Here is a 13,655-nt window from a genome sequence, read left to right as displayed (position 1 = left end):
ACGCGCCCCGCGACTCCGGCGGGGGAGCCTTGCGGCATGTTGGTGACGCTGATCATCGGGTGCGAGATCGCCTTCTGGGTGCTGCTCGGCGCCGGGCTCGCCGTGCGCTATCTGCTGCGCCGGCCCCGGGCGGGGGCGGTCCTGCTGGTGTGCGTGCCCCTGGTGGACCTGGTGCTGCTGGCCGCCGCCGTGGCCGACCTGCGCGACGGTGGCACGGCCGCCGCGCGGCACGGTCTGGCCGCCGCCTACGTGGGCTTCTCGGCCGGCTACGGCCACTCCGTCGTCCGCTGGGCCGACGCCCGCTTCGCGCACCGCTTCGCGGGCCGCCCGAAGCCCCCTCCGGCGCCGAGGTACGGCAGGGCCCGGGCCGTGCACGAGTGGCGGCTGTTCGGCCGTACCGCGGTCTCCACGGCCGTCGCCGCCGCCCTGCTGCAACTGGCCGTCCGGCTCGTCGCGGACGCCGGGCGCACGGAGGCCCTGGGGGAGTGGCAGGTGCGGATGGGGGCGACGGCCGCGATCCACGCCGTCGTCGCGGCGAGCTACACGCTGTGGCCCAAGCGGGAGCCGGCCGCCTCGCCGCGCGTCTGAGCGGGCGGGGTCAGCGGTTCTCGCCGGGCACCCACAGCACGTCGCCGACCTCCTTGTTGGCCGTGCGGGCCAGGATGAACAGCAGGTCGGACAGCCGGTTGAGGTAGGTGGCGGTGAGCGGGTTCATCGTCTCGCCGTGCTCCTCCAGCGCGGCCCACGTGGAGCGCTCGGCGCGGCGGACGACCGTGCACGCCTGGTGGAGCAGCGCGGCGCCCGGGGTGCCGCCCGGGAGGATGAAGCTGCGCAGCTTCTCCAGTTCCTCCAGGAAGCGGTCGCAGTCCGCCTCCAGCCGGTCCACGTAGGACTGCTCGACGCGCAGCGGCGGGTACTTGGGGTCCGGGACGACGGGCGTCGCGAGGTCGGCGCCGACGTCGAAGAGGTCGTTCTGGACCCGTACGAGGACGGTCGCGACCTCCTGCGGGAGCGCGCCGAGCGCGAGCGCCACACCGATCACGGCGTTCGCCTCGTTGGCGTCCGCGTAGGCCGAGATGCGGCTGTCGGTCTTGGCCGTGCGGCTCATGTCGCCGAGGGCGGTGGTGCCGTCGTCCCCGGTCCGCGTGTAGATGCGCGTCAGATTGACCATGTGTCGAGCGTAGTCAGGCCGCGCCCCGGGCGCGCTCCGTGGCGGGAGCGCGGCGGGGGAGGCGGATGCGGACTCCGGGGGCGGTCCCGGTCAAACTGGACGCGGTGCAGCAGCAACTGGGCGCCGGGGCTCTCAACTGTGCGACGAAGGACACAGGGTGACCCGCCTCTCTTCCTGCTGCGCTCCTCCGCGGAGCGACGTTAAGGTCCCGGCAACAGCATCGAGAAGATAGGTGTGTGCCGTGGCGAAGAAGCTCGCCGTCATCGGAGCCGGCCTGATGGGCTCCGGTATCGCGCAGGTGTCCGCACAGGCGGGTTACGAGGTCGTCCTGCGTGACATCACGGACGAGGCGCTGGCCCGGGGCAAGGGCGGGATCGAGGCGTCCTACGAGAAGTTCGTCGCCAAGGGCAAGCTCGCCGCCGAGGACGCGGCCGCCGCGCTCGCGCGCATCACCACCACCACCGACCTGGACGCGGCCGCCGGCGCCGACATCGTCGTCGAGGCCGTCTTCGAGAAGATCGAGGTCAAGCAGGAGATCTTCCGCGCCCTCGACAAGATCGCCAAGGCGGACGCGGTGCTGGCCTCCAACACCTCCGCCATCCCGATCACCAAGATCGCCGCGGTGACGGAGCGCCCCGAGAGCGTGGTCGGCACCCACTTCTTCTCGCCGGTGCCGCTCATGCAGCTGTGCGAGCTGGTGCGCGGTTACAAGACCAGCGACGAGACCCTGGCGCGCGCCAAGGCCTTCGCCGAGGAGGTCGGCAAGACGACCATCGTCGTCAACCGGGACGTGGCCGGCTTCGTCACCACCCGGCTGATCGCGGCGCTGGTCGTCGAGGCCACCAAGCTCTACGAGTCGGGCGTCGCCACGGCCGAGGACATCGACGTCGCCTGCAAGCTCGGTTTCGGCCACGCGATGGGCCCGCTGGCGACCGCCGACCTCACCGGCGTCGACATCCTGCTGCACGCCGCCGACAACATCTACACCGAGTCCCAGGACGAGAAGTTCGCCCCGCCGGAGCTCATGCGGCGCATGGTGGACGCGGGCGCGCTCGGCCGCAAGAGCGGCGAGGGCTTCTACCGGTACTGACGGAGTGTCGACCCGGAGGGCCCGGTCCGGTGCGGATGCACGGCGGGCTGGGCCCCTCGGACCTCTCCTGTCACTCGCAAGGGTGAATTCGGTATCGGTTCGCTCACAGACGGCAACCTCTTCGTACGACGGACCGTCAGTTACGTAGAACCACGGCAGTTTCCACCCATTCACTCCACGGGGAGGCGTAATGCACATCAGGGGCGATCACGCCGAGCTGGTCGTCGGGGGCCGCCTCGACGTCCGCACCGCGGCGGACGCCCGCAAGGTCCTGCACAGCGCGGTGGACGGGGGTCACGGCGACCTCGTGCTCGACCTGACCGAACTCGACTCGTGGGACGCGACGGGCCTGGGGGTCATCATGGGGGCGCACCGCCGCTGCGGCCGGGCCGACCGTCGTCTCGTCCTGAGGGGCGTACCCGCGCAGATGCAGCGGCTGCTGGTCGCCACGAGGCTGCACCGCATCCTGGTCATCGAGGGGGGAATCGCGGCAGAAGCACTGCCGCGGACCTAGGGCACCCACCGGGCGTGCCGCCACGGAAGCGGCAACCCCGGACAGATTCGGACGCAACGGCGGCATGGCCGCCCTGGGCTTCGCACATACTGTGGGAAGGTTTAAGGTTCGGTTCCGGCGTGCCTCAACCCCGTACGCCGAGGAGGGCAGCCGAACCGGTCCAACGGCGGAACCGCGGGCCCGGTGGGGCCCCGCTGCGACGCACATGGGGGGCGGAGACTAATGGACCCACACGGACCCGACATGACCGGTGACGAGTACGGCGCACAACAGGACTCCACGAGCTTTGCCGACGCGACGCCCGCCGTGGGCGCGGAGGACGGCACCGCGCCGGCCCCGCGCGTCGGCCGGCCGCCGCGCGACCCGCTCGCCCTCGAACTCGGGGCGGGCACGGCGGACGGCGAGGCGCCACGCGTCGTCGAACTCGTCGTGGGTGACTACAGGCTGACCCTCAACCCCGTCGACGGCAGCGAGGTCAGCTCCCTCGCCCCCGGCGGCCTGCCCGCGCCCGTACGGCGCGCGGCGGAGGAGCGCGCCGCGCTCACCGCGACCGCCCGGCCGACGGTGCCGCCGGGGCCCCGCGCCCCCGAGCTCCCGCTGCTGGAGCGCGGGGAGGAGCGCGAGCGCCTCGTGCGGCTGCTCTCCCGCGGCCGTTCGGTGCGCGTGACCGGGCCCTCCGGCGCCGGCCGCAGCGTGCTGCTCGACGCGGTCGCCGAGGCCTGCGCGGACCTCGCCCCCGACGGCGTGATCCGGCTCTCCGGCTACCGTCGGACCCCCAGCGACCTGCTGCAGGAGCTCTTCGGCACCGTCTACGACGCCGAGGACCACCGCCCCGACCGCGGCCGACTGCTGGAACTGCTGCGCGAGGTCGGCGCGGTCGTCGTCCTGGACGACCTGGAGTTCGGCGGCGCCTCCCTGGAGGAACTGCTCGCGGCGGCGCCCGAGTGCGCCTTCGTGATGTCCGCCACCCCCGACGTGCCGGCCCCCTCCACCGACTCCCTGGTCGAGGAGGTCTTCCTCCCCGGACTGACCCGGGTCGCCTGCCTGGAGCTGCTGGAGTTCTCCGCGGGCCGCTCCCTGGAGGAGGAGGAGACCGCCTGGGCGGCCGACCTGTGGTTCGAGTCGGAGGGCCTGCCGCTGCGCTTCGTCCAGGCCGGTGCGCTGCTGCGGCAGCGCGACGCCCTCGGGGCGGAGATCCTCGCGGCCGACGAGTCGGTGTGGGGCGACGTGGAGGCCGTCGACGGGTTCCCCGTCGACGCGCCCTTCGACGCCCGGCCGGGCGCGTCGGCCTCGCACGTGCCGTTGCCCTCGCTCGCCGAGAGCGCCGCCCCCGCCGTCCTGCTCGCCTCGCGTCTCGGCGCCTCTGCGCAGGAGGCGCTGCGCTTCGCCGTGGCCCTGGGCGGCGAGTGCCCGCACCCGTCGCACCTGCCGGCGCTCATCGGCGACACCCATGGCGACGCCGCGCTCGGCGAGATCGCGGCCGTCGGGCTGGCCGTTCCCGTCGCCGCGCACCACCGCCTCGCGGCGGGCGTGAGCCGGCAACTGGCCCTCGTGGACGGACTGGCGGCCGAGGCCGCCGCCGAGGGCTCCCCGCAGGCACTGGCCGCCGCCCAGCACTACGCCTGGTGGGCCGGGCACCCCTCGGTCACCCCTCGGCGCGTCGCCGCCGAGGCGGAGGCCATCCTGGCCGCCCTGGGCGCCGCCCGCGACGGCGGGCACACGAGCGCCGCCGTGCTCCTGGCCCGTACGGTGGCGCCCGTCCTCGCCGCGGCCATGTACTGGAGCGCGTGGGAGCGCGCGCTGCGCGTCGGCCAGGAGGCCGCCCGGCTGGCCGGGGAGGTGGCCGAGGAGGCGTACTTCCTCCACGAACTCGGCGTCCTGGCGCTGTGCCTGGGCAACCTGGACCGGGCCCGCAGCGAACTGGAGGCCTCGATAGCCCTGCGCGGCGCTCTCGCGGACCGCCAGGGGACCACGGTGGGGCGCCGTACCCTCGCGCTCGTCGCGGACCGCGAGGGCGGTTCTGTGCCCGGCACGGGCCTCGCGGGCGTCGAGACCCCGGCGACCGGCACCGACATGTCCGAGGCGCCCACGACGATCATCGGCAGGCGCCTGGCCGCGGCGGCCGCCGCCCCGCGCCGGATCGCCCTCACCGGTTCCCGCCGCAACCTCGTCGCCGTCGGCGCGGGCGCGCTGCTGGCGGCCGTGCTCGGCACCGTCGTCACCCTCGGTACGACGGCCTCCGGCGGCGACCAGAACACCCCCATGAACGTGAAGCCGGTCGAATCCGCCCAGGAGGACGGCGCGGACGACGGCCTCCCGGCCGAGGACCTCCCGACCCCCGGCTCCACCCAGCGGCCCAGACCCACCGCGAGCGGCACCGGCACCGCGACGACGCCGGGCGCTCCGGCCGGCGGCACCACGGGCGCCGGCGGTACCGGGTCCGTGTCCGGTGGTGGCTCCGGCGGCACCGACGGCGGGGCCGGTGGGGCCGACGGCGGCTCCTCGACGGGCGGTGGCTCGCACGGCGGCGGCTCGGGCGGTGGTTCGCACGGCGGCGGCTCGGGGGGCAACCCGAGCGGGGGAGGGGACACCGGCGGCGACGCCGGCGGTACGGGCGACCCGACCGACGGCGGCCAGTCCGGCTCCCCGTCGACTTCGCCGACCGACCCGGGCACCGGCTCGCCCAGCCCGAGCGGCTCCGACGGCGGCACCGGCGACGGCGGCACAGGCGACGGCGGCACCTCCGCCAGCGCGAGCGCTCCCGAGAGTTCCGCCACCGTCTCCGGTCTGCCCGGCGCTCCCGACACCTCCGGCACGATCGCCTGACCTGCGCCCGTCACGGCTCGGCCCGGTGGTCTGCCGACCGCCGGGCCGCGCCGTACCGCTCACCGCCGTCGGGCGGGGGAGCGGGCGGTGTCCGTCAGAAGAGGCGGAGCTTGTCGTCCTCGATGCCGCGCAGCGCGTCGTAGTCCAGGACGACGCAGTCGATGCCGCGGTCCGTGGCGAGGACCCGCGCCTGCGGCTTGATCTCCTGCGCCGCGAAGATGCCCTTGACGGGCGCCAGCAGGGGGTCCCGGTTGAGGAGTTCGAGGTAGCGGGTGAGCTGCTCGACGCCGTCGATCTCGCCGCGGCGCTTGATCTCGACCGCGACGGTCGTGCCGGACGCGTCCCGGCCCAGGATGTCCACCGGGCCGATGGCGGTCGGGTACTCGCGGCGGACGAGGCTCCAGCCTTCGCCGAGCACCTCCATGCGGTCGGCCAGCAGCTCCTGGAGGTGGGCCTCGACGCCGTCCTTGATCAGGCCGGGGTCGACGCCGAGTTCGTGCGTGGAGTCGTGCAGCACGTCCTCGATGGTGATGATGAGCTGCTCGCCGGCCTTGTTGGTGACCGTCCAGACCCCGTCCTCGCCCTCCTTGAGCGTGCAGGGCGGCGACATCCAGTTCAGCGGCTTGTAGGCACGGTCGTCGGCGTGGACGGAGACACTGCCGTCGGCCTTGACCAGGAGCAGCCTGGTCGCCGACGGCAGATGGGCGGAGAGCCGGCCCGCGTAGTCCACGGAGCAACGGGCGATGACGAGACGCATGGTCGGCAACGTTACTCGCTACCGGGCGCGGTCGGAAAATGGCCTGTTGTGAACGCTCCCGCCTAGTGTCATGGGACCTCTCCGCCTACGGTTGTGAGTGGAGGCCGTCGTGCGGGAGAACTCTGGGCGGCTTCTCTCCGTAGTCCGTCTGACTCCTCGGACAGGGGGGTCACGAGAGGAGTACTCATGTCGCTCGACGTCTCACCGGCCCTCCTCGAACAGGCCGAGCGAGGCGAGGTCGACGAACGGGAATTCGTCGACTGCGTCCGGACTTCCCTGCCTTACGCATGGGACATGATCAGCTCTCTGGCGGCACAACTCAAGGTGGACGGCGGCGAGTTCGCCGACAACCAGGTACCCCCGCCGGACGAGCACGCACGCGGGCAGCTGCTCCGCGCCCTGGCGAGTGACGCGATACGGGGGGCCCTGCAGCGGCACTTCGGGGTCCGGCTGGCGTTCCAGAACTGCCACCGGGTCGCGGTGTTCCCGCTGGACCCGGCGGTCGACGGGCGTTACGCCCTCTTCACCTCCGTACGCGCACAGCTGCTGAACCAGTCCCCGGAACTGCGGGACTGCTGAACCGGGCAGGGTGCTCCCGCCATTGGTCGCACCACTGCTCTTCCAGGTTTCAATCAGGCCAATTGCGGGAGCACTTCGCTGCCGAGCCGTGCCACGTTCTCCTCGGTGGCCGCGAGATCGCCCGAGCCCTCGACGAGCAGGGCGAAGCGGCGGATGCCGGTCCGCTCGGCGGTGGCGGCCAGCCGGTCGGCGCACAGCGCCGGAGGGCCCACGGGGTGGAGGTCGCAGAGGAGTTCGGTGTAGGCGAGCGGATCGCGCATCGTCCGGGGCCGGCCGTCGACGGTGCGGTGCGCGGCGAGGCCCCGCTGGAGCCAGCCGGGCATCGCCTTGGTCAGCGACTCCACGGCGTCGGCGCGGCGGTCCGCGATCTGCACGACGCCCGCGGAGACGTGTTCCGCCGTGGCCACCAATTCGGGTGAAAGCCCCGCATCGCGCGCCTCCGCCTGCCACATTGCGACCATGGCAGCTTTGTCCTCGTCGCCGCAGTGCATGCCGAGCAGCATGGGCAGACCCCTGCGCGCCGCGAGCCGGACGCTGCCCGGCGAGGTGCAGGCGACGACGACCGGCGGCCCGCCCGGCGCCTGGAACTCGTCCGCCCGCGGTACGACGTCGACCTCGCGGAAGGCGAATCGTTCACCCGAGGCCCCCACGCGGGGCTCGCGCAGCCAGCGCAGCAGCAGGTCCAGCGACTCGGGGAAACCGCTCTCGAAGGCGGCGAGTCCGGCGCCGAAGACCTCCAGGTCCACCCACGGGCCGCCGCGGCCCACGCCCAGCGTGAAGCGGCCGCCCGAGGTGATGTGCAGCAGCGCCGCCTGCTCGCCGAGCGCGACGGGATGCGCGGTCGGCAGTACGCTCACGGCCGTCCCGATCCCGATCCGGCGCGTTCTGCCCAGCAGCAGCGCGGCGAGCGTCACGGCCGACGGGCACACGCCGTACGGCACGAAGTGGTGCTCCGCCAGCCATACGGAGTCCAGCCCGGCCTTCTCCGCCGCCTCTGCGGACCGCACCGCGCGGTGCAGCGCCTCCCCCGGTCCCTGCCCCGGGAACTGGGCGGCGAGGACGAAAGTACCGACACGCATCGTGCTTCACACCTTCCTCGGTGGCCGACACGGCTCCCCTACTCGGCACTAACGCCTGACACGTGCCAAAGGCACGGTCGGGCCACCGCGATTTCATGATTTTCTAGGTGATGGCCGGAATGGGGGATACCCGGACGGGTACCCGGCGCGGTGCGCGCTACGCGTACGCTGGAAGCGGTCCCGAGTCCCCCGAACCGCATGAGGTGTGTGCCCGTGTCCCCGCGCCGAAACCGCCCGCGAGGCGCCGCCGGCAGAGCCGAGGAGCGTCCCGAGGCCGGACCGGCCCGAGGTCCGGAGCGTGTGGAGAGCTGGCGGGGCGAGCAGTGGACCGTCCGCCAGTTGGCCGGGAGTACGGGCGGCAAGCACTACCGCTGCCCCGGCTGCGACCAGGAGATCCCGCCGGGGGTGGGCCACTTGGTGGCCTGGCCGGAGCACGGCGGCGTGGAGGACCGGCGCCACTGGCACACCGCCTGCTGGAACGCGAGAGACCGCCGGGGCGCACGGCTCCAGCGGTCGCGCAACGCCCCCCGGTACTGACGGGGGACGGAAGCCCGGTGCCCCGGGTCAGACGTCGCGCTTGGAGAGCGTCGCGCAGGCCGCGCCCAGGGCGACGGCCGTGATGATCGCGAGCACGACCAACTGGCGCACCCCGTCGGCGTCGCCGTTCTCCAGCATCGGCATCTGGTAGAGCGACGCGATGGCGTTGGGGGAGGAGTACTCGACCAGCTTCTCCTGCACCTTGCGGAGGCTCTCCGACTGCATGAAGATCGCGATGATCAGCGGGAGCAGGACCACGCCCATCATCGTGGTGATCGCGCCCGCGGAGTGCCGCAGCAGCGCGCCCACGGCCAGGGAGAGCAGTCCGAGCAGGGCCACGTACAGGCCGACGCCGACGGTGGCGCCCAGCCACTGGGTGCCGCTTGCGGTGGTGAGGCCGTCCTCGACGACGAGCCGCGCGCCCACAAAGGTGTCGTCGCCTACCGGCCTGCCGCCGAAGGTGGCGTAGTTCATCAGCGCGGCGAGCGCGCAGGCCACGGTGGTGACGGTGAAGGTCAGCGCGAAGAAGACGATCGCCTTCGCGACGAGCACCCGGCCGCGCTGCGGGCACGCGGTGAGGGTCGTGCGGATCATGCCGGTGCCGTACTCGGAGCTGATCACCAGCACCCCGAGGGTCATCACGCAGAGCTGGCCGAGGAGCACCCCGAACAGGCCGAAGCCCAGCACCGGGTCGGAGACGCTCTCGGTCGAGGCCAGGCCGACGACGAGCAGGTTGATGCCGAGGATCAGCACCAGCATGACGCCGAGCGTCCACATCGTGGAGCGCACCGTACGGATCTTGGTCCACTCGGACATCAGCGCGTGGCCGAGGTGGGTCCTCTGAACCGGGAAGGCGGAGGAGAACTGCGGGGCCGGGCTGTGGACGGGGGCGGTCATCGGGCGTCCTCGACGGGCTGGGTCGGCTGCGGGGCGGCGGGCACGGCCGGAGCGGCCGGCACGGCCGGCTGCGCGTACGGGTTCAGGGGCGCGGTCGGTGCCGCGCCGGGGCCCGGCTGCACCGGCGGGGCGTACGGCTGCACCGGAGGCTGCGGCTGCGGGTGTCCGTAGCCGTACCCGTACGGCGGCTGCTGCGGGACGGGCTGCGGCCACGGTGCCTGCGGCGGCATGCCCCAGCCACCGGGCGCGGGCGCGCCGGAGGGCTGCTGCAGACCCTGACGCGGGTCGGCCGTGGAGCGGTAGTCGACGGCGCCGTTGGTGAGGCGCATGTAGGCCTCCTCCAGCGAGGCCTGGTGCGGCGAGAGTTCCCACAGCCGCACCGTGGCCTCGTGTGCGAGGTCGCTGATCCGCGGCAGCTCCAGACCGGTCACGCGCAGCGCGCCGTCCTGCTCCTGCTGCACCTGCGCGCCCGCGTCGGTCAGCGTCTTCGTCAGCTTCTCGCGGTCCGCGGCCACGTCCGGGGTGCGGACCACCGCGAAGCCGGTGGAGTTGCCGGCGATGAAGTCCTTGACGCTCATGTCGGCGAGCAACTGGCCGCGGCCGATCACGATCAGGTGGTCCGCGGTCAGCGCCATCTCGCTCATCAGGTGCGAGGAGACGAAGACGGTACGGCCCTCCGAGGCGAGCTTGCGCATCAGATGGCGCACCCAGTGGATGCCCTCCGGGTCCAGGCCGTTGACCGGTTCGTCGAAGAGCAGCACCTCGGGGTCGCCCAGCAGCGCCGCCGCGATGCCAAGGCGCTGCCCCATGCCGAGCGAGAAGCCCTTGGAGCGCCTGCCCGCGACCTCCTGCAGGCCGACGACGCCCAGCACCTCGTCCACCCGGCGGGCGGGGATCCCGGACAACTGCGCCAGGCACAGCAGGTGGTGGCGCGCGCTGCGCCCGCCGTGCACGGCCTTGGCGTCCAGCAGCGCGCCCACCCGGCGCGGGGCGTTGGGCAGCTGCCGGAACGGCTGTCCGCCGACGGTCACCCGTCCCGCGGTGGGGGTGTCCAGGCCCAGGATCATCCGCATCGTGGTCGACTTCCCGGAGCCGTTGGGCCCCAGGAAGCCGGTCACCATGCCGGGCCGTACCTGGAACGACAGGTTGTGGACGGCCGTCTTGCTGCCGTAGGTCTTGGTGAGGCCGACTGCCTCGATCATGCTCCGCCCCTCGACGAACAGTCCGCGGGGCGGTGCTCGCCCCCGTGAGGATTAGGAGGCTAGCGGGGCGGGATCGGTTCCCGCCCCGTGAGGCCCGAATTCCGGGGGAGAGGTCAGGCGTCCCGCTTCTTCAGCAGCACGTAGCCGCCGATCAGCGCGACGATCACCCACAGCGCCATGATGCCGAGTCCGCCCCACGCGCTGTAGGGGGCGGGGTCGTCCGGGGCGATCGTGGCCCGCATGATCTTGCTGCCTGCCTGGTCCGGGAAGTACCGGGCCACGTCCTTGGCGCCCGGTACGGCCGAGAGGATCCCGGAGATCAGGAAGAAGAAGGGGATGAGGATCCCCAGTGAGACCATCGGGCTGCGCAGCATCGTCGCGACGCCGACCGCGAAGAGCACCATCAGCGTCATGTAGAGGCCGGCTCCGAAGACCGCGCGCAGTACCCCCGGATCGCTGATCGAGGTGTCGAGGTCACCGCCGAGGACGGCCTGGCCGATGAAGAAGGAGATGAAGCTGACGATCACCCCGAGGACGAAGGTGATGCCGGCGGCGACGGCGACCTTGGAGAGGTAGAAGGTCGCGCGCTGCGGCACCGCCGAGAGCGAGGCCCGGATCATGCCCGTGCTGTACTCGCTGGAGATGATCAGCACGCCGAAGGTGATCAGCGCGAGCTGACCGAGGAAGAGACCGGACAGGCTTTGGCTGGTGGCGTCGAACTGGGCGCGGGCGCCCTCTTCGATGGTGTCCCACTGGGTACGGAACAGCAGGCAGAACAGACCACTGATGACGATGGTCAGGACGGCGGCCGACGCCAGCGTCCACACGGTCGACCGGACGGTCCTGACCTTGGTCCACTCCGACTGCAGAACAGCGGTGGTCGCTGCCATGTCAGGCTTCCTTTCCGGTCTGCGTGTTCCAGGCGGCGCCCCACGTGGGCGCGGGCGCGGCGGCCTCGCCGGCCTCCGCCGCGGGCCCACCGGCGTGGTACTCCACCGACTCGGCGGTGAGTTGCATGAACGCCTGCTCCAGGGAGGCCTGCTGAGGGCTGAGCTCGTGCAGCACCAGCTGGTTCCGGGCGGCGAGCTCACCGATCTTGGCGGATTCCGCGCCCTCGATCTCGAAGGCGCCCTCGTCGCCGATCACCGCGACGATCGACGCGGCCGCCAGCGCGTCCTTGAACTTCTCCGGCTCCGGGGTGCGGACGCGCACATAGGAGCGGGAGTTCTCGGCGATGAAGTCCGCCATCGTCGTGTCCGCCATCAGCTTTCCGCGACCGATCACGATCAGGTGCTCGGCGGTCAGCGCCATCTCGCTCATGAGATGGCTGGAGACGAAGATCGTGCGGCCCTGGGCGGCCAGCCCCTTCATCAGATTGCGGATCCAGTGGATGCCCTCCGGATCCAGTCCGTTGACCGGTTCGTCGAACATCAGGATCTCGGGGTCGCCGAGCAGCGCCGCGGCGATGCCGAGACGCTGTCCCATGCCGAGGGAGAACCCCTTGGATCGCTTCTTGGCGACGGGCGCCAGACCGACGATCTCCAGCACCTCGTCGACCCGGCGGGCCGGGATACGGTTGGACTGGGCCAGGCACAGCAGGTGGTTGTACGCCGTGCGGCCACCGTGGATGGCCTTGGCCTCGAGCAACGCACCGATGTGCTTCAGCGGTTCGTGCAGCTCGCGATAGTGCTTGCCGTCGATGCGGATGCTGCCGCTGGTCGGATTGTCCAGGTCCAGCATCATGCGCATCGTCGTCGACTTGCCCGCCCCGTTCGGGCCGAGGAAGCCGGTGACCACCCCCGGACGCACCGTGAAGGTGAGGTCATCCACGGCGGTCTTGTCCCCGTACCGCTTGGTCAGCCCCTGCAGCTCGATCATGCCGCATACACTATTTGGCCGCGGCGCGCGATGCACGCGGAATTCCCGCCCCCGTTTGCGCTGCCCGGACACGATCGAGCCCCCTGCCGAGGAGGCGGGGGGCTCGATGCGCGCCAGGGGCTCCGCGGAGCGTCAGCGCTGGGCCGGGACGCCGCGCGAGACGGGCTCGTCGTCGGCGGGGGCGCCGGCCGCGGCGACCGCCGCACCGGTCAGCGTGGCCAGCATCTCGCGGACGTTGGTCAGCTGGGCGTTGATGCTGTCGCGGCGGTTGGTGAGCGCCGCCAGCTCGCGCTCGGATTCGCTGCGGATCCGGTCGGCCTTGGCGTTCGCGTCGGCCACGATGTCCTCGGCCTGGCGCTGAGCGGTCTCCACCGTCTGGCGGGCGCGGCGCTCGGCGTCGGTGCGCAGCTTCTCGGCCTCCAGGCGGAGCTGCTCGGCGCGGTGCTCGATCTCGGCGAGGCGCTTCTCGGCCTTGGCCTGACGGGACGCCAGGTCGCGCTCGGACTGCTCGCGGCGCTTGGCCAGGTTGGTCTCGAAGTCGGCCGCGGCCTGGGCCGCCTTGGCGCGGGTCTCCTCGAAGAGGGCGTCCGCCTCCTCGCGCTTGGCCTGCGCGTCCTTCTGCGCGTCGGCGCGCAGCTGGCCGGCCTCACCCTTGGCCTTCTCGACGATGCGCTCGCCCTCGTCCTCGGCCTTCGACTTGCGCTCGGCGGCGTAGGACTCGGCGTCGTTGCGCACCTGCGTGGCGGCGGACTCGGCCAGCTCGCGGTGCTGCTCGGCGGCGCGGCGGGCCTCCTCGCGCAGGTCCTTCGCCTCCTCCTCGGCGAGGCGGAGGATCTTCTCGACGCGCGCGCCGAGACCGGCGTAGGACGGTTCGGCGTCGTTGACCTGGGCCTGCGCGTTCTGGGTCTCGAGGTGGAGTTCCTCGATGCGCTTCTCCAGCGCGTTGATCCGGGCCAGCGCGCTGTCACGGTCGGCGACGAGTTTGGTGATGCGGTCGTCCACCTGACCGCGGTCGTATCCACGCCGCACGAGCTCGAAGCCGAAGGGGGAGGAAGTGTCGCTCATGGGGTTCCTGTCAATTCAGACCGGGTGGGGTGATAGGGGGAATCCTAGGGGCCGAAGCGG

At 72.5% G+C, this 13,655-nt stretch carries 14 protein-coding genes; 6 read left to right on the top strand and 8 right to left on the bottom strand.

Going from position 1 to position 13,655, the window contains the following annotated elements; all coding sequences use genetic code 11:
* Positions 1 to 36: 36 nt before the first annotated feature.
* Positions 37 to 588, top strand: a complete 552-nt coding sequence (locus tag OIE69_RS14665; protein ID WP_326572392.1) for a hypothetical protein — start codon at positions 37 to 39, stop codon at positions 586 to 588.
* Positions 589 to 598: 10 nt separating this feature from the next.
* On the opposite strand, the gene OIE69_RS14660 is transcribed toward OIE69_RS14665, so the two are convergent.
* Positions 599 to 1,171 (bottom strand): cob(I)yrinic acid a,c-diamide adenosyltransferase, encoded by a 573-nt coding sequence (locus OIE69_RS14660; RefSeq protein WP_326572391.1) that lies wholly within the window; start codon positions 1,169 to 1,171, stop codon positions 599 to 601.
* Positions 1,172 to 1,412: 241 nt separating this feature from the next.
* Between OIE69_RS14660 and OIE69_RS14655 the strand changes: the two genes are divergently transcribed.
* From OIE69_RS14655 to OIE69_RS14645, 3 genes are all read left to right on the top strand, one after another.
* Positions 1,413 to 2,261: a 3-hydroxyacyl-CoA dehydrogenase family protein gene (locus tag OIE69_RS14655; RefSeq protein WP_326572390.1), complete on the top strand. Its 849-nt coding sequence runs from the start codon at positions 1,413 to 1,415 to the stop codon at positions 2,259 to 2,261.
* Between the two features lie 190 nt (positions 2,262 to 2,451).
* Positions 2,452 to 2,775, top strand: coding sequence for an STAS domain-containing protein (locus OIE69_RS14650; protein WP_018563514.1), 324 nt, complete (start codon positions 2,452 to 2,454; stop codon positions 2,773 to 2,775).
* 243 nt (positions 2,776 to 3,018) lie between these two features.
* On the top strand, positions 3,019 to 5,601 hold the full coding sequence (locus tag OIE69_RS14645; protein ID WP_326572389.1) for an ATP-binding protein: 2,583 nt from the start codon (positions 3,019 to 3,021) through the stop codon (positions 5,599 to 5,601).
* Between the two features lie 94 nt (positions 5,602 to 5,695).
* Here the strand turns inward: OIE69_RS14645 and nucS are convergent, their stop codons facing one another.
* Positions 5,696 to 6,358 carry an endonuclease NucS gene (nucS, locus tag OIE69_RS14640; protein WP_326572388.1) on the bottom strand — a complete coding sequence of 221 codons (663 nt, stop codon included), beginning with the start codon at positions 6,356 to 6,358 and terminating at the stop codon, positions 5,696 to 5,698.
* Between the two features lie 186 nt (positions 6,359 to 6,544).
* On the opposite strand from nucS, the gene OIE69_RS14635 reads away from it, so the two are divergent.
* The gene (locus tag OIE69_RS14635; RefSeq protein WP_326572387.1) at positions 6,545 to 6,937 is read left to right on the top strand and encodes an SCO5389 family protein; all 393 of its coding nucleotides are present in this window, start codon (positions 6,545 to 6,547) and stop codon (positions 6,935 to 6,937) included.
* Between the two features lie 53 nt (positions 6,938 to 6,990).
* Here the strand turns inward: OIE69_RS14635 and OIE69_RS14630 are convergent, their stop codons facing one another.
* A complete protein-coding gene (locus OIE69_RS14630) occupies positions 6,991 to 8,016 on the bottom strand; it encodes an LLM class flavin-dependent oxidoreductase (RefSeq protein ID WP_326572386.1) in 1,026 nt (341 codons plus the stop codon).
* Between the two features lie 213 nt (positions 8,017 to 8,229).
* Here OIE69_RS14630 and OIE69_RS14625 point away from each other — a divergent pair, with 213 nt between their 5' ends.
* Positions 8,230 to 8,553, top strand: coding sequence for a hypothetical protein (locus OIE69_RS14625; protein WP_026251812.1), 324 nt, complete (start codon positions 8,230 to 8,232; stop codon positions 8,551 to 8,553).
* 27 nt (positions 8,554 to 8,580) lie between these two features.
* On the opposite strand, the gene OIE69_RS14620 is transcribed toward OIE69_RS14625, so the two are convergent.
* The 5 genes from OIE69_RS14620 to OIE69_RS14600 all read right to left on the bottom strand — a co-directional run bounded on the left by OIE69_RS14620 (position 8,581) and on the right by OIE69_RS14600 (position 13,595).
* On the bottom strand, positions 8,581 to 9,450 hold the full coding sequence (locus OIE69_RS14620; protein WP_326572385.1) for an ABC transporter permease subunit: 870 nt from the start codon (positions 9,448 to 9,450) through the stop codon (positions 8,581 to 8,583).
* Positions 9,447 to 10,652 carry an ABC transporter ATP-binding protein gene (locus OIE69_RS14615; protein WP_326572384.1) on the bottom strand — a complete coding sequence of 402 codons (1,206 nt, stop codon included), beginning with the start codon at positions 10,650 to 10,652 and terminating at the stop codon, positions 9,447 to 9,449. Before OIE69_RS14615 ends, OIE69_RS14620 begins: the two co-directional genes overlap by 4 nt.
* 113 nt (positions 10,653 to 10,765) lie before the next feature.
* Positions 10,766 to 11,542 carry an ABC transporter permease subunit gene (locus OIE69_RS14610; RefSeq protein ID WP_326572383.1) on the bottom strand — a complete coding sequence of 259 codons (777 nt, stop codon included), beginning with the start codon at positions 11,540 to 11,542 and terminating at the stop codon, positions 10,766 to 10,768.
* Position 11,543: 1 nt separating this feature from the next.
* Positions 11,544 to 12,530, bottom strand: coding sequence for an ABC transporter ATP-binding protein (locus OIE69_RS14605; RefSeq protein WP_326572382.1), 987 nt, complete (start codon positions 12,528 to 12,530; stop codon positions 11,544 to 11,546).
* A 132-nt stretch (positions 12,531 to 12,662) separates the two neighbouring features.
* The gene (locus tag OIE69_RS14600) at positions 12,663 to 13,595 is read right to left on the bottom strand and encodes a coiled-coil domain-containing protein (RefSeq protein ID WP_089225107.1); all 933 of its coding nucleotides are present in this window, start codon (positions 13,593 to 13,595) and stop codon (positions 12,663 to 12,665) included.
* Between the last annotated feature and the right edge of the window lie 60 nt (positions 13,596 to 13,655).

Origin of the sequence: Actinacidiphila glaucinigra (assembly GCF_035918135.1) — a bacterium.
Taxonomy (GTDB): domain Bacteria; phylum Actinomycetota; class Actinomycetes; order Streptomycetales; family Streptomycetaceae; genus Actinacidiphila; species Actinacidiphila glaucinigra.
The sequence above is the reverse complement of the archived record's forward strand: the minus strand, read 5'-3'. Positions and strand labels throughout refer to the sequence as shown.

What these genes read in the sequence shown, in the direction of transcription:
- OIE69_RS14665 (WP_326572392.1), top strand. Translation starts at nt 37, where the DNA reads ATGTTGGTGACGCTGATCATCGGGTGCGAGATCGCCTTCTGGGTGCTG.
- OIE69_RS14660 (WP_326572391.1), bottom strand. Translation starts at nt 1,171, where the DNA reads ATGGTCAATCTGACGCGCATCTACACGCGGACCGGGGACGACGGCACC.
- OIE69_RS14650 (WP_018563514.1), top strand. Translation starts at nt 2,452, where the DNA reads ATGCACATCAGGGGCGATCACGCCGAGCTGGTCGTCGGGGGCCGCCTC.
- OIE69_RS14645 (WP_326572389.1), top strand. Translation starts at nt 3,019, where the DNA reads ATGACCGGTGACGAGTACGGCGCACAACAGGACTCCACGAGCTTTGCC.
- nucS (WP_326572388.1), bottom strand. Translation starts at nt 6,358, where the DNA reads ATGCGTCTCGTCATCGCCCGTTGCTCCGTGGACTACGCGGGCCGGCTC.
- OIE69_RS14635 (WP_326572387.1), top strand. Translation starts at nt 6,545, where the DNA reads ATGTCGCTCGACGTCTCACCGGCCCTCCTCGAACAGGCCGAGCGAGGC.
- OIE69_RS14630 (WP_326572386.1), bottom strand. Translation starts at nt 8,016, where the DNA reads ATGCGTGTCGGTACTTTCGTCCTCGCCGCCCAGTTCCCGGGGCAGGGA.
- OIE69_RS14620 (WP_326572385.1), bottom strand. Translation starts at nt 9,450, where the DNA reads ATGACCGCCCCCGTCCACAGCCCGGCCCCGCAGTTCTCCTCCGCCTTC.
- OIE69_RS14615 (WP_326572384.1), bottom strand. Translation starts at nt 10,652, where the DNA reads ATGATCGAGGCAGTCGGCCTCACCAAGACCTACGGCAGCAAGACGGCC.
- OIE69_RS14610 (WP_326572383.1), bottom strand. Translation starts at nt 11,542, where the DNA reads ATGGCAGCGACCACCGCTGTTCTGCAGTCGGAGTGGACCAAGGTCAGG.
- OIE69_RS14605 (WP_326572382.1), bottom strand. Translation starts at nt 12,530, where the DNA reads ATGATCGAGCTGCAGGGGCTGACCAAGCGGTACGGGGACAAGACCGCC.
- OIE69_RS14600 (WP_089225107.1), bottom strand. Translation starts at nt 13,595, where the DNA reads ATGAGCGACACTTCCTCCCCCTTCGGCTTCGAGCTCGTGCGGCGTGGA.